The organism is Streptomyces sp. NPDC026394, assembly GCF_055567735.1.
On record NZ_JBVHPX010000001.1, the window covers coordinates 365288 to 384022 of the forward strand.

Consider the following 18735-nt stretch of genomic DNA (forward strand, 5'->3'; position numbering starts at 1 on the left):
GCTCAGGGCGCGCGTGCGGCGCGCCCGGCGTCCGTACCTCCCCCCGCGGGACGGCCATTCGTCGCGCAGGGCACGGACGCGGTGCCCGCCCACCCCTTGACCAGGGAGTGGACACCCTCAACTGATTGACGAACAAAGGGGTTGAACCAGTGACAGCCAAGACCGCCCAGGCCCACGACGGCGGCAAGACGCCCGAGCACGCGGACACGGACGCCCAGGGCACGCCCGGCTCCGGACCGGACGGCGGGGAGCAGTGCCAGGACCCCGCCTTCCTCCTGCACCGCGGCGGCAAGATGGCGATCCAGGCGACTGTTCCGGTGCGCGACAGCGAGGACCTCTCCCTCGCCTACACACCCGGCGTCGCCAAGGTGTGCAGCGCCATCGCCGAAGAACCCGAGCTGGTGCACGACTACACCTGGAAGTCCCAGGTCGTGGCCGTCGTCACGGACGGCACCGCGGTGCTGGGCCTCGGTGACATCGGGGCCGAGGCATCGCTGCCCGTGATGGAGGGCAAGGCCATCCTCTTCAAGCAGTTCGGCGGCGTGGACGCGGTGCCGATCGCCCTGGCGACGACCGACGCCGACGAGATCGTCGACACCGTCGTGCGGATGGCGCCGTCCTTCGGCGGCGTCAACCTGGAGGACATCTCCGCGCCGCGCTGCTTCGAGATCGAGCGCAAGCTCCAGGAACGCCTGGACATCCCGGTCTTCCACGACGACCAGCACGGCACCGCCGTGGTCACGCTGGCCGCGCTGCGCAACGCCGCCCAGCTGACGAACCGTTCGCTCGGACAACTGCGCGCCGTCATCTCCGGCGCCGGCGCGGCCGGGTTCGCCATCGCCAAGATCCTCGTGGAGGCCGGTATCGGCGACGTCGCGGTGTGCGACCGCAAGGGCGTCGTCACCGCCGACCGCGACGAGCACCTCACCGACGTCAAGCGCGAGCTGGCCTCCTTCACCAACAAGGCCGGGCTGACCGGCTCCCTGGAGTCGGCCCTGGACGGTGCGGACGTCTTCATCGGCGTCTCCGGCGGCACGGTGCCGGAGGAGGCGGTCTCCAAGATGGCGAAGGACGCGCTGATCTTCGCGATGGCCAACCCGAACCCGGAGATCCACCCGGACGTCGCGCACAAGTACGCGGCCGTCGTCGCCACCGGCCGCAGCGACTACCCGAACCAGATCAACAACGTGCTGGCCTTCCCCGGCATCTTCGCCGGCGCCCTCCAGGTGCGCGCCAGCCGGATCACCGAGGGCATGAAGCTGGCCGCCGCCGAGGCGCTGGCCTCGGTGGTCGCCGACGACCTGAGCGCCGAGTGCGTCATCCCGTCGCCGTTCGACGAGCGGGTCGCCCCGGCGGTCACCTCGGCGGTCGCGGCCGCCGCCCGCGCGGAGGGCGTCGCGCGCCGCTGACATCGCGTCCGTGGGAAGGCCCCGCCTCCGGGTGGGGCCTTTTCGCTGCGCCGAACCTTGGGGAAGGCGGCTCCGGTAGCCATGACGTGCCTGTTCACGTGGGCCTTCGCGCTCCTCACGGTCATCGCCCCGGTGGCGGTGACCGCGCTGTACATCCACCTCTTCTGCGCGGGCACCTTCCGCCGCGCGACGCGGCCCTGGGCCGAGGCAGCGGCCTTCGCGGGGAGTTCACGGTACTGGCCTTCGCCTGGGGGCTGCGGGAGGCGTCCGCCTGGGACATGAGGGAGACCTGCGAACTGCTCGGGCATCCGTACGACCCTGACGTCCGTTCCGATGCCGCCCTCCAGCAGAAGCACGTCCTTCCGCTGTTCAGCAACAAGTGCGACGCCGCGTACGACCTGGTGCCGGGCTACGTCAACCCGCTGTTCCGGTCCTGCGTCGCGCTCACCGCCGTACTGACCTGCTGCGCGCCGGCCGCCGCGGTGCGCGGCCGCCGCCGGGACCGGGCGGCGCGGTGGCGGGAGTCCGCGCAAGGGGCCTGACGTCGGCGAGCGGGCCTGACGGCGGCCAGGGGACCCGACGGCGGTCGGCGGCGCGGCGCGTGTCACACCGCGGTCCGGTACCGCCCGGCCCCCGTGCGCCCTACGTTGGGATCATGTTTGCTGCCTACGCCGCCCGCATCGACCGCGACCAGCCGCTGAACGGCCTCGAACTGGGGGAGCGCCCGGCCCCCGGCGCACGCCCCGGCTGGACGACCGTCAACGTCAAGGCCGCCTCCCTCAACCACCACGACCTGTGGTCGCTGCGCGGCGTGGGCCTGGGTGAGGAGGCGCTGCCCATGATTCTCGGCTGTGACGCGGCCGGCACCGACGAGGACGGCAACGAGGTCGTGCTGCACTCGGTGATCGGCCAGAGCGGCCACGGCGTCGGCCCGGACGAGCCGCGCTCCATCCTCACCGAGCGCTACCAGGGCACCTTCGCCGAACAGGTCACCGTCCCCGCCTGGAACGTGCTGCCCAAGCCGAAGGAGCTGTCCTTCGCCGAGGCCGCGTGCCTGCCGACCGCCTGGCTGACCGCGTACCGGATGCTGTTCACCAACGCCGGGGTACGGCCCGGCGACAGCGTGCTCGTCCAGGGCGCGGGCGGCGGTGTGGCCACCGCGGCGATCGTGCTGGGCGCGGCGGCCGGGCTGCGGGTCTTCGCCACCAGCCGCAGCGAGGACAAGCGCAAGCGCGCCGTGGAACTGGGCGCCGAGGCCGCGCTGCCCAGCGGTGAGCGGCTGCCCGAGCGGGTGGACGCGGTGATCGAGACGGTCGGCGCCGCCACCTGGTCGCACTCGGTGAAGTCGCTCAAGCCCGGCGGCACGCTCGTCATCTCGGGCGCCACCAGCGGCTTCCACCCCGAGCGCACGGAGCTCAACCGCATCTTCTTCCTGGAGCTGAAGGTCGTCGGCTCGACCATGGGCAGCAAGGACGAACTGGCCTCGCTGCTGAACTTCTGCGCGGCCAAGGGCGTCCGGCCCGTCATCGACACCACCCTGCCGCTGGACCGGGCGCGCGAGGGCTTCGCGAAGCTGGCCGAGGGCGAGATGTTCGGCAAGGTCGTCCTGACGGTCTGAGACCCCGACGGTCCGGGGCGCGGGAGCACGGGAGACACCGGGAGAGACGGAGAGGTTGCGGGTGCTGCGCGCGGCCGGGCGTACGGCGACGGCCTGGAGCAACGGCGGCGGGGTGACGCGGGAGATCGCCGCCGCGCCGCCGGGCGCGGGCTGGGACACCTTCGACTGGCGGGTGAGCCTGGCCGAAGTGGGCCGTGACGGCCCGTACTCCGCGCTGCCCGGCGTGGACCGCGTCCTGACGGTGGCCGACGGCGCCGGACTGGAACTGACCGTCGACGGCACCCGCCACGTACTGCCCGGCCCGTACCGCCCGTTCGCCTTCCCCGGTGACGCCCCGACCGGCTGCCGCCTCCTGGACGGGCCGGTCGTCAACTTCAACGTCATGCTGCGGCGCGGGCGTTCGGCGGCGACCGTGGAGATGACCCGCGGGAACCACGTCGCCGAGCCGCGGCCGGGGGACGCCGGGGACGCGCCCGGGGAGCGGCGGACGCGGCTGGTGGTCGCGCTGTCCGGCCGTACGCGGCTGTCCGGCCCCGATCTCGGCCGCACCCTCACGCTGGAGCGGCACGACGCCGCCCTCATGCCCGCGGACGCGGGCGTATCGCTGCACGCCGACGGTGTCACGGCCGTCGTCACCCTCACCGTACGGACGGCGGCGCCCGGTGCCCGCACGGTCTGAACAGGCCGCCGGCCACCGGTTGGTCCCCACCGCCGGCCCGGTCCGCGCGGCCGCCGCTACGCGGTCCGACTCACCGGACCGGCGGCGGAACCGTCCTGGCCGGATGCGTCGCGGCGCCCGGCGGCCGGGGGAGTCCGCGCGGCGTCCGTGACCGGGATGCCGGTCGCGCCGGTGCGGCGCAGGGTGTGCCGCGCGTGGGTGGTGAAGGCGTCGGTGGCGGGGTGGGTGGCCGCCCGGGGGCGGGCCAGCAGGACCGTGACCGGGCCGGCGTCGGTGATCGGTACGTAACGGACACCCGGGTGCGGATGGCTGTGCACGGTGGCCTCGGCCGTCACCCCGGCCGCCGCCCCGGTCGCGATCATGGTCAGCCACTCGTCGACGTTGGCGACCTCGAAGGTGCTGCTCGGCCGCTGTCCGGCGGGCCACAGCGCGGCGCTGGTGGTGCACGCGGTGGCGCACAGGGCGATGGCGTGGTGCGTCAGGTCGGCCAGCGAGACCGCCGTCCGCCCGGCCAGCGGGTCGCTCTCGCACAGCGCGGCGATCCGGCGCTCGCGGTACAGCGCCACGGTGTCCAGCATCCCGTCGTCCGCCGGGACCGTCCGCAGGAAGGCGAGATCGACGGTGCCACGGCGCAGCGCCGCCTCCGCGTCGTCGAGCCGGTGCACCTCTACGGGCTCGCCGGGGTGTTCGTGCCGCCACTCGCGCAGCAGCGGCACGGTGTGCCGGCCGAGCGCGGCCCAGGCGAAGCCGACCCGCAGCGGGCGCGGCCCGGCGACCGCCTCGGCGAGCGCGTCGTCGAGCTGGGCGAGGATGCGGTGGGCGTGCTCGTGCAGCCGCCGTCCCGCCGGGGTGAGCCGCAGCCGGCGGGTGGTCCGCTCGACCAGTGAGGTGCCCAGGCGGCTCTCCAACTGCTCCAGGGTGCGCGAGAGGGCGGGCTGGCTGACGCGCAGCACCGCCGCCGCGCCGGTGATCGTGCCCTCGTCCCCGATGGCGGCCAGCGCCCGCAGATGCCGCAACTCCACGTTCACCGCACGTCTCCGTCCGCGCCCCGGCCGGGCTGCCCGCCCGCGCCCCGTTCACCATTCATGACCCCCGAGCATAAATCCCGTACAGAAGGTATTTCCCTCCGCCGGACGGCCCGGCCTAGCGTCGGCGGCATGAGGATTCTGCTGATCGGCGCGACCGGACGACTGGGCGCCGCCGTACACGAGACGCTGGCCGGACGCGGCCACGAGATCATCACGGTCGGCCGCAGCGGCGGCGACCTGCGGCTGGACATCTCCGACCCGGCGCAGGTCACCGAGGCGTACGACCGGGCCGGCACCCTGGACGCGGTGGTGAGCGCGGCCGGCGACACCCCGTTCGAGCCCGTCGCCGGGATGGCCACGGAGGACTACGTGGCGGGCTTCCGCGGCAAGGTGCTCAGCCAGATCGAGCTGGTGCGCCAGGGCACCGCCCGTATCGCCCGACGGGGCTCCTTCACCCTGATCGCCGGGGTGCTCTCCCGCGACCCCGTCCCCACCGGCAGTGCGGCGGCGATGGCCAACGGCGCGGTGGAGGCGTTCGTGCGGGCCGCCGCGCTCGACATCGCCCCGCAGCGGGTGAACGCCGTGAGCCCGACCGTGGTCACCGAATCCCTCGCGGAGTACGGGGACTTCTTCCCCGGCGTCCAGCCGGTCGGCCTGGCGCAGGTGGCCGCGGCATACGTGCGGTCGGTCGAGGGCGGGCAGACCGGGCAGGTCTACGAGCCGGTGTGACGGCCGGGCGGCGGACCCGCGGGCGCGGGCGGGGGGCGCTCAGCCCGTGTGCGTGCCCGCGTGGGCGCGGGTGGCCCCGGCGTCGCGCTCGCGGGCGAGCGCCTTCTCGCGCCCCTTGTCCAGTACGGCGAGCAGGGCGACGGTGACGACGATCGCCGCGCCCGAGGCCACGAAGTTCCAGGGTGCGTCGAGGTAGTTGACGGGCCGCATGGGGTGGCCGTGGTCGTCGCCGACGATCCGGTAGAGGATGGCCGCCGGGCCCTCCCAGAAGCCCGCGGTGAACACCAGGATGGACAGCAGTCGGTACCAGGCTTCATTCATGGTCGTCTCCCCGTTCCGTGCCGGTATTTCTCCGTTCGTGGATACGATCGTATCAAATTTTCGCCCCGGGCGCCTTGACTATCCTTGTCGGACCTGATATTCGTCACGCTTTCCGTGGCGCGGTACGCTCTTCCTGTGCGTGACGAAAAGATGGCCGAGTGCCGGATCTGCGGTGCCGGGCTGCCCGAGGCGGTCCGCGGCCGCCCGCCCGCGTACTGTTCGCGGAGCTGCCAGGCGAAGGCGTACCGGCGGCGCAAGAAGGCGGCCCGTACGGCCGTGGAGGAGCCCTCCGAGCCCTCCGTGTCCTCTCCCGTAGAGGCGCCTCGGTCGCCCGTCGGCGGCGCGCGGGAGCGGCGGCGGCGCGAGGTCGCTGAAGCCGTCTGGCGGATCGCGGCGGCGCGCGGCCTGGAGTCGGCAAGTATGCGCGAGGTCGCGGCGGAGGCCGGGGTCTCGCTGCGGGTGGTGCAGTACTACTTCGGCAGTAAGCACCGGTTGCTGGTCGAGTCGCTGCGCCTGCTGCACGAAGAGAACGACCGCCGCGCCCGCGCGCGCATGGCGGACCTGTACGACGCCGGTGACCTGCGGGCCGTACTGCGCGCCGTTCTGGTCGAGTTCCTGCCGCTGGACGCACAACGCGCGCTGGCGCTCCGCGTGTTCACCGCCTACTTCGTCCGCAGTCTGACCGACCCGGCGATGGCCGAGGTCTTCCTGCACGGCGAGCAGGTGGTGGAGTCCCTGGTCGCCACCCTGATCCGGGAGGCCGGCGGCGTGCGGCCCGGCGTCGATCCCGCGCGCGAGGCCGACCTGCTGGTGTCGGGCGTCTCCGGGCTGGGCCTCGACGTACTGCACGGACGCCGCACGATGGCCGAGGTCCAGCGCACCATCGACTATCACCTCGACCGGATCTTCGCCTGAGTCGGCCGGGGTGCCACCCGGGGGTCCGCCGGGTGGCGTAGCCGCGGTGGTGCCCGTATCGGGTCGTCTCGGGCCGGCAGATAACGGGAATCGACTCATCGCCATGGATGACGGCGGTGGGGTGTCGATGGCGGGTGCGTTCCCGGTGCGCGTCGTCGTCCGTCCACGGTGGCGGACCGCGGTCGATCGTCAACCACCGTTGACGCGCGGTGTGTGTCAACCTACATTGACGACATGAGCGAAGCAACGAAACTCGCCGAGCGGGCGGGCGACCAGGACCCCCGGATCGGCCTGCGTGCGGTGGCCGCGCTCCGCCGGCTGCTGGAGCAGTTGGAAGCCGTACAGGTGCGCAGTGCCCGGGTGAAGGGCTGGTCGTGGCAGGACATCGCCGCCGAGCTGGGGGTCAGCAGGCAGGCGGTCCACAAGAAGTACGGGAGGCGTTGATGTTCGAACGGTTCACGGCGAGCGCCCGCGACGTGGTGCGCGGCGCGCCCGCCCACGCGGTCCGGCCGGGCCCCGGCACGGTCGGCGAGGGCGAACTGCTGCTCGCCCTGCTGGACGGCCGGGGCTCCCCCGGCGCCGAGGCGCTCGCCGCCCTGGGGGTGCGCGAGCGCCGGGCATCCGTGGAACGCTCGCTGGACGAGGCCCGACGGCGGGGCGGCCTGACGGCCGCCGACGCGGAGGCACTGGCCGGGCTCGGCATCGACGTGACGGAGATCGTCACCCGGGTGGAACGGGCGCACGGCGTCGGCGCGCTGGACTCCGCCTCCGCGCCGAGGGAGTGCCGCGGACGCTCGTTGCGCGGGCCGTTCCGCCCGGAGGCCAAGGCCGTACTGGAACGGTCGCTGCGCGTCGCGCTCGGCCGCGGCGACAAGCACATCGGCGACGAGCACCTGCTGCTCGCCATGGTGTCCGGCCCGGGCCTCGCCGCGTCCGTACTGGCCGAACGCGGCGTCGAGCACGCCGATGTCGTACGGGCGCTGGGGGAGCGGGCCGCGGCGGGGTGAGCGGGCCCGCCGCGGTGGTGTGACGGGCGGGTGTGGGGCGGGCGTGGGGGGCGGGCGTGGAAAGGCCGCCGCCCGCTACGGGTACGCGACCTTCACCGCACCGATCCCCGACGTGCCGTGCCGCGGCAGCAGCCCGGCCTCGGAGACCGCGCCCAGCAGCGGGTTGAGAAGCTGGGCGAGCCGTTCCGCGCGGGACCGGCCCAGCGCCCGCCAGGGCGCGGCGGCCAGCCGGTCCGTCATGCGCTCGACGTCGTCCCGCCCCTCACGCGCCCGGTCCGTCGGCCGCCCGGCCGGGTCGATCCAGCCGCGCGCGGCGAGCCGGTCGTGCGCGGCGCTCCACTCCTGCGACGTCCAGCCGCGCCCCTTGAAGTTGGCCTTCGGCACGGCACCGATCGCGGCGAACGACACCAGCGCCTCGCACGGTTCGAGGTCGTAGGTCAGCAGGGCCGCCAGATGCCCGTCGCCGCGGTGCTCGCGCAGCACCGTGACGGCGTGCCAGAGCGCCAGGTGCGGGGCGTCCGGCCAGGGCAGGTCGCGGTTGGCGGCGGCCAGCGGGCGGGCGGCCGTCGAGGCGTTCTCGGCGGCCTGCCGGGCCAGCCGGGCCGCCTCGGCGAGCTGCGCGGCGGACATCCGGGCGGCTCTCGTCAGGCCGGTCATTATGCGGTCCACCGCCTGTAGCCGGGCGTCCAGGACCTTGCCGGGCGCCGCCGTCGACCAGATCGCCGGCACGTACCGGGCGATCATCCGCGGACTGAAGCTGTAGAACGTCGCGGCCACCAGCTCGGGACCCGCCGCGCCGAGCGGCGCCGTGCGCCAGGCGAAGTAGCTGGGCCAGCGGGAATCGGTGTCGTAACCGAGTGCCGCCGCCTCCTCGAACGCCTCGGGCGCGAAGTAGAGAATGGCGTGGACGGGCTCCAGTTGGCGCCACATCCGGCGGGCCACGGCAGGGTATTCCGACATCGCTTACCTCTTGGCCTTCAAGATCCGTTCAGACAAGGAGAGTTGACTGTAAGGGCGGACACGGCCACAGGTCTGCGATTTCCTCCGGCAGAACCCGTCGTCGGGCAAAAAGCCGTGCGAGGGTCTGAGTTCCCCGATTACGCGCGGTGAATCCAGACCCTCGCAGACAACTGTGCGTGACGGACGGGCGATCTGCCGGAGCGGTCAGTGCGGTGGTTCCTGCCCGGTCGCATATGCCTCCGGGTCACGCAGCAGTGCTCCGACGTGCGCAGCAGTCGACGCCAGACGGCGGCGTACGTCCGTGAGCTGCTCGGCGCTGACGCCGTGGTCGCGCGCCGCGTCCCGCAGGTCGTCCCGGAAGCGGTCCAGCAGCCGGTCGAAGTCCCGGGCCGGGTCGCCGGTTCCGGGCTCGGACGCCCACGCGGGCTCGGCGGGCGCCCGGCCGCCGCTCGCCGTGCGCGCCGCCCGCGAGCCGTCCGTCCCACCGGCTCCCGCCGCGGCGTCTTCCTTGGTGAGGCGGGCACCCGGCGCGTCCGACGGGCCCCGCCCGCCCGCGCCGCCGGGGCGGTCCGCGTCCGCCGGGCCGCCCCCGGCCGGCTCCGGCCCGGCGCCGAAGCGGCCCACCTCGCGCGAGACTTCCGACAGCGCCTCGCGCAGCGCCCCCGCCCAGTCCCCGGTACGTACGTGCTCCTGGGCCTGTTCCTGTACGCGCCTGATGGCCTGCTGCACCTCGTCCCGCACGAACGACTGCGCGTCCCTGGCCTGTTTGCGGGCCCGCTGCGCGTCCTGTTTCGCGCGCCGGCTCTCCTCCTTGGCCCGCCGCGCCTGTTCCTTCCACTCCTCCTTGGCGCGCCGGAACTCCTCCTTCGCCTGCCGCCAGCCCTCCTTGTCGCCGAAGCGGCCCTCGAAGTACTCGGCGGCGTCGGGGAAACCGTGCTCGGCACCGTCGCCCTCGGCGGCGCCCCGCCGGCCCTCGCGGGCCTGCTGCGCCGCCTCGCGCATCTCGCGGCGCAGGTTCCGCGCCGAGCCGCTCACGTCCTCCCGGATGTCGGAGGCCAGCGCCGCGACCGACTCGCGGATCTCCAGCTCCAGGTCGGCCAGTTCGCCGCCCCGGTCCGCCAGTTCGGCACGGCCCGCCGCGGTGATCGCGTAGACCTTGCGGCCGCCCTCGGTGGTGTGGGTGACCAGGCCCTCGGCCGCCAGCTTGGCCAGCCGCGGGTAGACCGTCCCGGCGGACGGCGCGTAGAGCCCCTGGAAGCGCTCCTCCAGGAGCCGGATGATCTCGTAACCGTGCCGCGGGGCCTCGTCCAGCAGCTTGAGGAGGTAGAGGCGGAGGCGGCCGTGGGCGAAGACGGGGGGCATGGCTTTCAGAGCACCTTCTTGTCGGCCTGGCCGGCGCTGGCGCCGGGGGAGTCGTCAGGGGTCCCGGTCGGCGGGCGGCGCAGCAGGGCCAGGCCCCCGGAGACCGTGGTGACCTTCAGCGTGCCGTTGCCCGAGCCGAGCCGGCCGGTGATCCGCTTGGCTCCCCACCGGCCGCTGACCCGCAGGTCCTCGAAGGCGTTGGCGACCGTGCCGCTGGTGGTGTTCGCGTCGACCCGGATGTCGCCCGGCGCGGGCAGCCGGATGGCGACCTCACCGGAGACCGTGGTCAGCCGCACGTCCGCGCCCTCGGCCGACGGATCGAGGTCCAGGGCCATGTCACCGCTGACCGACTCGGCCCGTACGGAGCCGCCGGACCCTTCCAGGAGCGTCAGGTCGCCGGAGACGGAGTTGAAGCTGAGGTCCCCCGTGACGGCCTGCCCCTCGACCCCGCCCGACACGGTCTCGGCCCGCACGGGCCCGGTCAGGCCGACCAGGGTGCTGTCGCCGGTGACCCCGCGCAGCTCGGTACGCCCGGAGATCCCCGAGACCACCGCGCTCGCGCCCACCGTGCCGACCTCGACGCGGGTCGCGGCGGGCACGGTGACCGAGACGACCGCGGTGCGCTGCCAGGTCCCGCGGCCGATCATCTTCAGCAGGCCCTTCCAGGGCAGGTCCTCGTACGTGACGGTGAGCGTCCCCGCCTCCCGCCGGACGGTCAGCGGCGGCCCGGAGACCTCGCTGATCTCCACCCGCGCCGCGCCGCCGTCCGTGGTGCCGACGACATTGACGGTCCCGCCGACCACCCGCACCTCCAGTGCGGTGACGGCGCCCTCGATCTCCAGCGTGCGCGGCTCGGCGACCGACCACTCGGCCCGATCTGACATGTCCTGGCCTCCCTGACATGACGGCGACGCAACATATCGCGTGTCTTCCGACACGATATATCGCGCTCGGGGGTGTGTCCAAGGGCAGGGCTCCGGGCGCCGGGCCACGTAGAAGTGCCCGGCCGGTACGGCGGGCAGATCGCCGGACGGCCGGGCACGGGCGGGCAGCGGGCAGTTCGCAGCCCGTAGGGTGCGGGGTCAGTCGTCGTCCTCGTCGTCCAGCCGCGCCAGCCAGGTGGCCAGCCGCTCGACGGGAACCTCGAAGTCGGGGTTGAGGTCGACGAAAGTACGGAGCTGTTCGGCGACCCAGCCGAGGGTGACCTCCTCCTCGCCGCGCCGGCTCTCCAGCTCCTCGATACCGCGATCCGTGAAATACACGTGCTCTCCACCAGGTTTTCGGGACGTTCCCGGCCAGGATAGGCAGGCGTCGCGACCCCTCGCGTCACTCGCACCCTGGGGATAACCTGATCACCTGTCAACGGCCCTGGGGCAGTGGGACTCTGCCGCTCAGGGGGAGCAGGAGGCCGTGATGCGCGATCGCGCACATCTCATCGAGCTGCCCGACGGTACGGCGGTCTGGGCCCGGGTCTCCCGGCTGGACGTCGCCGGGGGAGCGGACGAGGAATACGACGACGTGGGGGCGTGGGACGCGCTCGGCGCGCGCGTCGAGGGGCTGCGGGACCTGGTCGGCGGGGTCGCGGCGAGCCTGCGCGAGGCGACCGAACGGGTGGCGCCGGACGAGACCAGTGTGACCTTCGGCGTCGAGGTGGCGGCCAAGCCCGGCCGGGCGGTGGCGCTGCTCGCGGACGGCGAGGCCAAGGCGAACCTGTCGGTGACGCTCACGTGGCGGAAGCGGGAGACGCCCGAGGCCGGACCCGTCCCGGGGGAGGACGGCCGCGCCGACGGCCGAGGGCCGCACGACCCGGGTGAGTGATGGCGGCCCCGGAAGGCGGCCACGGGCCCGGACGGGGGGACCGCGCGGACCGCGAGAAGTACGCGCGCCTCCTCGGGCACGCCGGCCGGGCGACCGTCGCCATCCGTCCGGCGCCCGGTGTGACCCCGGCGCCGTTGTGGGGCAGCGGGGTCTTCGTCGCCCCCGGCTGGGTGCTGACCTGCGCCCACGTGCTCACCAGCGGCGACGGGCGGCGCCGCGCCACCGGTCCGGACGGGGAGATCGGCGTGGCGTTCGACGGCCGGGTGGTCGCCGCGCGCCTGGAGTACGACCTGAGCCGGCCGGCGCCCGTACGGGCAGCCGGGGAGGAGAGACCGGGAGCCCCGGGAACCCGCGAAGCCCCGGGAACCCCGGAAGCCTTGGGCGCCGGCCGGGAGGCGGCCGCCGGGAGCGGCCCGCCGCCCGCTCCGGGCCCCCGCGTGGACCTGGCCCTCCTGCGGCTCCTCGACCCGGAGGTCCCGCACCCGTGCGCCTGGCTCAGCGATCAGCCGGCCGCGCTCCTGGAGGACGCGTTCATCTTCCGCGGCCACGACCAGGACCCGCCCGGCGCGGCGGGGGCCCCGTACGACGCCGGTCGCGGCCCCGGTTCCGGCCCCGTCCCGGGCGCCGCCCACGTCCCGGGCGCCACGCCCGACCCGGGCGCCGCCCCGGTCCACCCTTTCATCGCCGTCCGCTTCGGCGCCCGCGACGCCCGCGGCCTCCAGTTCGGCACCGACGTCCGCGTGACGCCGGGCGCGTCCGGCGGACCGCTGCTGGACTGCGACCGCGGCGAGGTCGTCGGCATCGTCAAGGGCAGCCACCGCGAGGACCGGCTCGGCCTCGCGGTGCCGGTCACCGAGCTGCGCGGGCTGGCGCCGCACCACCTCGTGCCGGGCGCCACCGGGCTCGGCGACGACCCGTACCACGCGCTGACGGGCCTGCACGACCGCTGGCACTGGGCCGGGCAGGACCTCGGCGGGCCGGGCGAGCCCACCTGGTTCGACGCCCAGCACGCGATCATGTCGGGGCGCGGCCGGCTGTGGGGCGTGCAGGAGCGCTTGCAGGCGCTCGACCTGCTGGCGTCGCTGCCCGCGCCCCGGGACCCGCTGGTGGTGGCCGCCGCGGTCGCCGAGGCGCTGGGTCGCGCGGACCCCCGGGGCCGTACCGGCCGGGCCGGGCCGTGGACGCTGCGCACCTGGCGGGACGGGCACGGGGCGCTCTACCAGGGCAGCGACCCGTACACGGAGCTGTGCGCCTTCGTGCACTATCTGCGCATCGTCGCGCAGCGCACGGCCGACGAGGCGCGGGAGGTCCCCGGTGACGAGGGCGTCGCGCTCCGCACGGCGGCCGAGCGGCTGGAACTGTTCGTGACGGCCAAGGCGGTCGTCCTGCTGCCCAGGGACCGGGAGCGCATCGGACCGGTACGGCGCCGCCCCGACGCGCTGCTGGTGGAGTTCGAGCCGCTGTTCTACGACGACGCGGGCGGCCGGCAGCTCTTCAACTGGTCGGTCAGCGAGGGATACGGGCAGGGCCGGTGGCAGCGCGTCGAGATCCAGGAGTCGCGGGACGGTGTGCCCTTCGAGCAGGCATGTGACCAGGTACTGCAACGACTCGGCCCCCGGCTGCTGCGCGCCGACGACGCGGCGGGCGGCGCACGGGTGCGTCTGGAGGTCGCGGTGCCGGAGGAGCGCTGGCACACGCCGGCGGACCGCTGGCGCGTACCGGCCTCGACGCGCCGGGCCGCGCGCCTGCGCCCGCTGGGCCCGGCACGCGCGGTGGTGCTGCGCGACCAGGGGCGCCGCCAGGAGGTGGACCCGGCCTGGCTGCGGCGCTGGCAGGGCCTGGCCGCGGCCGGGCGGCTGACCGCGCTGCGGGTGCCGGCCGGTCCCCGCGCCTCGGTGTCGGGGCTGTCACGGCTGCTGGAGGAGGCGGACGAGGGCGCGGTACCGGCGCTGTGCCGGTCGGTGGCGGACGGTACGGGGCTGGAGGCCGTCGGCTGGACCCTGGACACCGGCCACCCGGTCGCGCTGTGGCTCGCGGAGGGCCACGGCGAGCGGGACTGCGACCGGGTGTGCGACGAGTTCCACCGTGAGGTGTCCCAACTGCTCGGCGCGCCGAAGTCGGTCGCCGAGATTCCCGAACTGGTGCGGGAGCTGCGGGCCAAGGCTGCCGAGGGCGGCGTCTCCTGGGCCCGTGACCTCGTGCTCCTCTACGACGACCCGGACAACCCGATACCCCAACTCTTCTCCAGCACCACGCAATTGTCGCCCCCATGACGTCCCCCGAGACCGGAAAACGCCCCGCATCCTTCCGTCCGGCTGGCTACTGTCCTAGCGTCGTGAGAGATTGCTAGGGGGACGGGTCCGGGGGAGGGTGGGAAGCGGATGCCGACGCTTGCCGGGAATGCTCTTCCGCGGCCCCTTCGCCCCTGCCCGATGGCCGGCCGGCGACGAGGAGTTCCGACGTGAGCGACTGGCTCATCTACCGTGGCGCGGGGGCTCCGCACGACGGCATCGAGCAGTTACCACCGCCCCCTCCCTGGCGGGATTTCGACGGCGGCCCGCCGGTGGCGCCGCCCGCCGCCCTCGACCACGCCTCCGAGCGCAGGCTCGGCGTGCAGCGCCGCGAGGCCAGCTACCACCGGCCGGGCGAGACCGAGCGCGAGCTGGTCAACGCCGCGCTCTACCTGCGCCGTCCGCTGCTGGTCACCGGCGCCCCGGGCAGCGGCAAGTCCACCCTCGCGCATTCGGTCGCCTACGAGCTGGGCCTGGGCCGGGTGCTGAACTGGTCCATCGTCAGCCGCAGTTCGCTGCGCGACGGGCTGTACGAGTACGACGCCATCGGCCGCCTCCAGGACCTCCAGATCGCCCGCGCCGCCCAGCCGCAGCCCGGCCCCGGCCCGGCCGAGGGACGCCCGCGCACACCGGACGAGCCGGGCGGCGGCATCGGCCGCTACATCCGCCTCGGCCCGCTCGGCACGGCCCTGCTGCCCGCCGAGAAGCCCCGCGTCCTGCTCGTCGACGAGCTGGACAAGAGCGACATCGACCTGCCGAACGACCTGCTCAACGTCCTGGAGGAAGGGGAGTTCAGGATTCCGGAGCTGGAACGGCTGGCCGGATCCGCCCCCGAGGTGCCGGTGCTCAGCGACGACGGCGGCCAGGTCACCGTCCGCGACGGCCGGGTGCGCTGTCGCGCCTTCCCGTTCATCGTCCTGACCAGCAACGGGGAACGGGACTTCCCGGCCCCCCTGCTGCGCCGCTGCATCCATCTGAACATCCCCACGCCGGACCGGGAACGGCTCGCCGACATGGTCCGGGCGCACTTCGGCGAGAGCGCGGCCGCCGACTACGCGTCGCTGATCGACCGCTTCCTGGACCGCGAGCCCGGCGACGTGCGCGCCGTCGACCAGCTGCTCAACGCCATCCACCTGACGCAGAAGGCCGGCTGGGCGGACGAGGACGAGGAGGAGACGCGGCGGCGCCTGACGGCCGAACTGCTGCGGCCCCTGGATCGGACCAGGTGACCCGCGGTGCCGGCCGGCGGACCGGGCTTCGGCCCTCTCGGTGAGATCGTCGCGCGGCTGCGCGCGGCCGGGCTGCCCGCCGACGCCCGCTCCATGGCGGACGCGCTCTGGCTGGCCCGGTGGATCACCCCCGCGCCCTCCGGGGGCGACGAGGAACCCGCCGACGGGACCGTTCCGGCCGCCACGCAGAGGCCAAAACCAGCCACATTCTCCGTGGACCCCCGCAGCCGCGAGCCGGCCCGCGACACGCCGCCCCGTACGGAGCCCGCCGCGCGCGACCGCCCCCGCCGCCCGGAGGTGGACCTGCTGCCCGCGCAGGACGACCGTGCCCTCGGCCCCGGCCAGGGGCGGCTGGGCGAGGTCGGCATTCCCGTCGCCTCCGCCTTCCCCGGACTGCTGCCGCTGCAGCGCGCCCTGCGGCCGGTCCAGCGCTACCACCCACCGGTCGCCCCGGCCCGCCAGGAGCTGGACGAGGATGCCACCGCCGACCTCTCCGCACACGCCGAACTGATCATCCCGGTGCTGCGCGGCGTCCGCCGCCGCGCGGCGAGCCTGCGGCTGCTGATGGACGGCTCCTCCTCCATGGCCGTGTGGGAGCAGATGCTGCACGACCTGCGGCAGGTCTGCGAACGGGTCGGCGCCTTCCGCGACGTCACGGTGCACTACCTCCACCCGCACGGCGACGAGGTCGGCGTCGCCGCCGGCCCCGGCCGGGACGCCCCGCTGCGCCCCGCCGACCAACTGCACGACCCCACGGGCCACCACCTCACCCTCGTCGTCAGCGACTGCGCGGGCCCGCTGTGGCGCGACGGACGCATCCAGCGGCTGCTGTACCGCTGGGCGGCCGACGCGCCGCTCGCCGTGGTGCAGCCGCTGCCGCAGCGGATGTGGGCCCGCACCCTGCTCCCGGCCGTCGCGGGCACCCTCGTGCGGCGCCAGGGCCCGTACAGCGCCCTCGGCTTCCGGCCCGCCCGGCGCCGCCGCCGCGCCCCGACCCCGAGCGGGCACCCGCAGGGCGACGTACGCGAGCGCGCCGTGCCGGTCCTGTCGGCCGCGCCCGCCGCCCTCGGCTCCTGGGCCCGGCTGGCCGCGGCCGAGTCGGGCCTCTCGCTGCGCGGCGCCGCCGCCGTCGTCCGCTGCGACCACGGCCTCGGTACGGACCTCGCCCACCGCGCCGAACGACCCGAACCCGGCCGCCTGGTGAGCGACTTCGAGCAGATCGCCTCCCCGGACGCCCGGCACCTGGCCGTGCACCTGTCGGCCGTACCGCTCGCCCTGCCCGTCATCCAGCTCGTCCAGCGCGCCATGCTGCCCCAGACCGGCCCCGCCGAACTGGCGGAGGTGCTGCTCAGCGGCCTGGTCGAGCAGCTGCCCGACCCGCCGGGCGGGTCCGCCCGTGACGGCGCGGCCGGCGGCCCCTGGTACGAGTTCGCACCCGGCGTACGGGACGAGCTGCTGAGCCGCCTGAGCGCCGGTGAGGCGGCCCTCGTCCTCAAGCACTGCTCCCTGTACATCGAGCGCACGTTCGGCCGCAGTGCCCGGAACTTCCCGGCCGTGGCGGTCGCCATGCTCTCCGGCAGCGGCCGGGAGCCGACCACCGGGCAGCGTGCCGTGCCCGAGCCGTTCGCGCGGATCTCCGAACGGGTCCTGCGCCGGTTCGAACCGGCCCTCAGGACGCCCGTCCCGCCGCCGTACGCGCCCGACGGGCCCGCCGCCGAGGGCGCCGCGCTGCTGGACCGCTACGAACAGGGCGGCACGGTACGCGACTTGATCGAAGCGGTGCGCCTGCTGCGCGCCGCGACCCGGCAACTGCCCGCCGCGGGCACCGACCTCGCCCGCGCGCTGCTGCACGGCTGGGCGGAGTGGCGGCAGCCGGACGCCCTGGAAGAGGCGGAACGGTCGGTCCGGGCGGCGGCGGAAGCCGTCGGCGGCGACGACCCGGCACGGACGCCGGACGGGGACGGCGACGCACGCGTCAGAGCCCTGATCGTGCTCGCCCGGGTGCGCTACGCCGGCGCGCAGGAACGCGGCGCCGCGGGGTACCCGGACGGTGAACGGAGCGCGCTGGAGGACGCCGCGCGCCACCTGGACGCCGCCTGCGGGCTGATGGGCCTGCTGGACCCCCGCGTATTGGAGAGCATGGTGCTGCGTACCGAAGTGCTGCGGCGGCTGGCCGCGCTGCCCCCGGCCACCGGAGCCGCCGGGCGCCCCGGCGACCCGCTCGACGAGGCCGAGCACGCCCTGACCACCCTCCTCGAACAGTGGCCCAGCGGCGAACAGGTGCCCGGCGAGATCTACGCCGCCCGCGGCGGTGTCCTGCTGGACCAGGCGCGCCGCGCCGCCGGCACGGACACCGGCACCGAGGCGTACACCGGTGCGCTCGCCCTGCGCGCCACCGCCGACCTGGACACCGCCACGGTCCTGCTGCGGCGCAAGGGCGGCACCGCCGACCGCAAGGTCTGCGAGACGCTGCTGGAGCTGGCCCAGGCCCGCTCGCTGCTCGGCGCCGGCACCGGGCCGGACGCCGTCCTGCCCGTCCTCGCACGGGCCCGCGCCCTCGCCCGCGAACTGCGCGACCCGGCCCTGGAGGCGGAGAGCCTGAGCCGTACGGCCGCCGCGCACCGCGCCGTGCACACCCGCACCGGCGACGCCGGCGCCCTGGACAAGGCGATCGAGGCGCTGGCCGCCGCACTGCGCCTGACCACCCCCGACTCGCCCGAACACAGCTCCCTGCTGGCCGAGCGCGGCGCGGCCCTGCTGCTGCGCGCCCGGCTGGAGTCCTCCGGCGAACAGGGCAAACGGCTGGCGAACGAGGCGGTGCACGTCCTGCGCGAAGCGCTCGGCCGGGTCGCCCCGAACGACCCCGAACTGGGCTCCCACCGGCTGCTGTTCGGCCGTGCCCTGCGGCTGCGCCACGACCGGCAGCCCTCGCTGGCCGACCTGCACGAGGCCGACTGGGTCCTGGAGCTGGCCGCGCGCAGCTCGCCCGACCCGGCCGTCGCCGCCGAGGCCTGGCTGGAGGTCGGTGACGTCCAGCTCGCGCTCGACCGGCGCTTCGGCTCCCGGGAGCGGCACGACCGCGCCGCCGCCTGCTACCGCCGGGCCGCGGCCGACGCCGACCGCGCGGGCAGCCCCCTGCTGGCGGCGCGCGCCCACCACCGGCGGGCCGGGGTGCTGGAGGACACGGCCGGACCGCAGGCAGCCCTGGTGGCGTACCGGGAGAGCTGGGAACAGTGGCAGCACGCGTCCGAGGAGAACGGCCCCGAGGCCCGGCGCACGAGGGAGCGGATGCACGCCCTGGACCCGTCCGAATGACCGGCTGACCCGGCCGGTCCGGGTGTTTCCGTTCCCGGACGCGCGGGAAACACC

18 protein-coding genes are annotated in these 18735 nt (G+C 75.0%); 12 read left to right on the plus strand and 6 right to left on the minus strand.

Annotation, left to right across the window (positions count from 1 at the left end):
* The first annotated feature begins 149 nt into the window (after positions 1-149).
* The 4 genes from ACZ4QV_RS01690 to ACZ4QV_RS01705 all read left to right on the plus strand — a co-directional run bounded on the left by ACZ4QV_RS01690 (position 150) and on the right by ACZ4QV_RS01705 (position 3706).
* Positions 150-1409 carry an NAD(P)-dependent malic enzyme gene (locus ACZ4QV_RS01690; RefSeq protein WP_467762473.1) on the plus strand — a complete coding sequence of 420 codons (1260 nt, stop codon included), beginning with the start codon at positions 150-152 and terminating at the stop codon, positions 1407-1409.
* A 278-nt stretch (positions 1410-1687) separates the two neighbouring features.
* The gene (locus ACZ4QV_RS01695; protein ID WP_361146675.1) at positions 1688-1951 is read left to right on the plus strand and encodes a hypothetical protein; all 264 of its coding nucleotides are present in this window, start codon (positions 1688-1690) and stop codon (positions 1949-1951) included.
* 113 nt (positions 1952-2064) lie between these two features.
* Positions 2065-3027 (plus strand): zinc-binding dehydrogenase, encoded by a 963-nt coding sequence (locus ACZ4QV_RS01700; protein ID WP_030017215.1) that lies wholly within the window; start codon positions 2065-2067, stop codon positions 3025-3027.
* A 61-nt stretch (positions 3028-3088) separates the two neighbouring features.
* The gene (locus tag ACZ4QV_RS01705; RefSeq protein ID WP_467762474.1) at positions 3089-3706 is read left to right on the plus strand and encodes a HutD/Ves family protein; all 618 of its coding nucleotides are present in this window, start codon (positions 3089-3091) and stop codon (positions 3704-3706) included.
* 56 nt (positions 3707-3762) lie between these two features.
* Here the strand turns inward: ACZ4QV_RS01705 and ACZ4QV_RS01710 are convergent, their stop codons facing one another.
* Positions 3763-4734, minus strand: a complete 972-nt coding sequence (locus ACZ4QV_RS01710; RefSeq protein ID WP_361146666.1) for a LysR family transcriptional regulator — start codon at positions 4732-4734, stop codon at positions 3763-3765.
* 129 nt (positions 4735-4863) lie between these two features.
* Here ACZ4QV_RS01710 and ACZ4QV_RS01715 point away from each other — a divergent pair, with 129 nt between their 5' ends.
* Positions 4864-5463 (plus strand): short chain dehydrogenase, encoded by a 600-nt coding sequence (locus ACZ4QV_RS01715; RefSeq protein WP_361146663.1) that lies wholly within the window; start codon positions 4864-4866, stop codon positions 5461-5463.
* A gap of 39 nt (positions 5464-5502) precedes the next feature.
* Here the strand turns inward: ACZ4QV_RS01715 and ACZ4QV_RS01720 are convergent, their stop codons facing one another.
* Positions 5503-5784, minus strand: coding sequence for a hypothetical protein (locus ACZ4QV_RS01720; protein WP_361591686.1), 282 nt, complete (start codon positions 5782-5784; stop codon positions 5503-5505).
* Between the two features lie 135 nt (positions 5785-5919).
* Here ACZ4QV_RS01720 and ACZ4QV_RS01725 point away from each other — a divergent pair, with 135 nt between their 5' ends.
* From ACZ4QV_RS01725 to ACZ4QV_RS01735, 3 genes are all read left to right on the plus strand, one after another.
* Positions 5920-6699: a TetR/AcrR family transcriptional regulator gene (locus ACZ4QV_RS01725; RefSeq protein WP_361146657.1), complete on the plus strand. Its 780-nt coding sequence runs from the start codon at positions 5920-5922 to the stop codon at positions 6697-6699.
* A gap of 234 nt (positions 6700-6933) precedes the next feature.
* A complete protein-coding gene (locus tag ACZ4QV_RS01730) occupies positions 6934-7143 on the plus strand; it encodes an RNA polymerase sigma factor sigma-70 region 4 domain-containing protein (RefSeq protein WP_031001233.1) in 210 nt (69 codons plus the stop codon).
* Positions 7143-7706, plus strand: coding sequence for a Clp protease N-terminal domain-containing protein (locus ACZ4QV_RS01735; RefSeq protein ID WP_361591689.1), 564 nt, complete (start codon positions 7143-7145; stop codon positions 7704-7706). Before ACZ4QV_RS01730 ends, ACZ4QV_RS01735 begins: the two co-directional genes overlap by 1 nt.
* Before the next feature lie 75 nt (positions 7707-7781).
* On the opposite strand, the gene ACZ4QV_RS01740 is transcribed toward ACZ4QV_RS01735, so the two are convergent.
* From ACZ4QV_RS01740 to ACZ4QV_RS01755, 4 genes are all read right to left on the minus strand, one after another.
* Positions 7782-8666, minus strand: coding sequence for an SCO6745 family protein (locus ACZ4QV_RS01740; protein WP_361146651.1), 885 nt, complete (start codon positions 8664-8666; stop codon positions 7782-7784).
* 204 nt (positions 8667-8870) lie between these two features.
* The gene (locus tag ACZ4QV_RS01745; protein ID WP_361591691.1) at positions 8871-10028 is read right to left on the minus strand and encodes a helix-turn-helix transcriptional regulator; all 1158 of its coding nucleotides are present in this window, start codon (positions 10026-10028) and stop codon (positions 8871-8873) included.
* A 5-nt stretch (positions 10029-10033) separates the two neighbouring features.
* A complete protein-coding gene (locus ACZ4QV_RS01750) occupies positions 10034-10912 on the minus strand; it encodes a DUF4097 family beta strand repeat-containing protein (RefSeq protein WP_467762475.1) in 879 nt (292 codons plus the stop codon).
* A gap of 198 nt (positions 10913-11110) precedes the next feature.
* Positions 11111-11290 (minus strand): DUF6104 family protein, encoded by a 180-nt coding sequence (locus ACZ4QV_RS01755; RefSeq protein ID WP_030017204.1) that lies wholly within the window; start codon positions 11288-11290, stop codon positions 11111-11113.
* Between the two features lie 151 nt (positions 11291-11441).
* Between ACZ4QV_RS01755 and ACZ4QV_RS01760 the strand changes: the two genes are divergently transcribed.
* The 4 genes from ACZ4QV_RS01760 to ACZ4QV_RS01775 all read left to right on the plus strand — a co-directional run bounded on the left by ACZ4QV_RS01760 (position 11442) and on the right by ACZ4QV_RS01775 (position 18681).
* Complete coding sequence (locus tag ACZ4QV_RS01760) at positions 11442-11846, plus strand: CU044_2847 family protein (protein WP_361146642.1); 405 nt, start codon at positions 11442-11444, stop codon at positions 11844-11846.
* Complete coding sequence (locus ACZ4QV_RS01765) at positions 11846-14119, plus strand: VMAP-C domain-containing protein (protein ID WP_361591694.1); 2274 nt, start codon at positions 11846-11848, stop codon at positions 14117-14119. The genes ACZ4QV_RS01760 and ACZ4QV_RS01765 overlap by 1 nt, the downstream gene beginning before the upstream one ends.
* A gap of 188 nt (positions 14120-14307) precedes the next feature.
* Positions 14308-15366: an AAA family ATPase gene (locus ACZ4QV_RS01770; protein ID WP_361146636.1), complete on the plus strand. Its 1059-nt coding sequence runs from the start codon at positions 14308-14310 to the stop codon at positions 15364-15366.
* A 6-nt stretch (positions 15367-15372) separates the two neighbouring features.
* On the plus strand, positions 15373-18681 hold the full coding sequence (locus tag ACZ4QV_RS01775) for an SAV_2336 N-terminal domain-related protein (RefSeq protein WP_361591698.1): 3309 nt from the start codon (positions 15373-15375) through the stop codon (positions 18679-18681).
* Positions 18682-18735 lie beyond the last annotated feature (54 nt).

Coding starts and splice junctions, on each gene's coding strand:
- ACZ4QV_RS01695 (WP_361146675.1), top strand. CDS start 1,688: ATGAGGGAGACCTGCGAACTGCTCGGGCATCCGTACGACCCTGACGTC.
- ACZ4QV_RS01700 (WP_030017215.1), top strand. CDS start 2,065: ATGTTTGCTGCCTACGCCGCCCGCATCGACCGCGACCAGCCGCTGAAC.
- ACZ4QV_RS01715 (WP_361146663.1), top strand. CDS start 4,864: ATGAGGATTCTGCTGATCGGCGCGACCGGACGACTGGGCGCCGCCGTA.
- ACZ4QV_RS01720 (WP_361591686.1), bottom strand. CDS start 5,784: ATGAATGAAGCCTGGTACCGACTGCTGTCCATCCTGGTGTTCACCGCG.
- ACZ4QV_RS01730 (WP_031001233.1), top strand. CDS start 6,934: ATGAGCGAAGCAACGAAACTCGCCGAGCGGGCGGGCGACCAGGACCCC.
- ACZ4QV_RS01735 (WP_361591689.1), top strand. CDS start 7,143: ATGTTCGAACGGTTCACGGCGAGCGCCCGCGACGTGGTGCGCGGCGCG.
- ACZ4QV_RS01740 (WP_361146651.1), bottom strand. CDS start 8,666: ATGTCGGAATACCCTGCCGTGGCCCGCCGGATGTGGCGCCAACTGGAG.
- ACZ4QV_RS01745 (WP_361591691.1), bottom strand. CDS start 10,028: ATGCCCCCCGTCTTCGCCCACGGCCGCCTCCGCCTCTACCTCCTCAAG.
- ACZ4QV_RS01750 (WP_467762475.1), bottom strand. CDS start 10,912: ATGTCAGATCGGGCCGAGTGGTCGGTCGCCGAGCCGCGCACGCTGGAG.
- ACZ4QV_RS01760 (WP_361146642.1), top strand. CDS start 11,442: ATGCGCGATCGCGCACATCTCATCGAGCTGCCCGACGGTACGGCGGTC.
- ACZ4QV_RS01765 (WP_361591694.1), top strand. CDS start 11,846: ATGGCGGCCCCGGAAGGCGGCCACGGGCCCGGACGGGGGGACCGCGCG.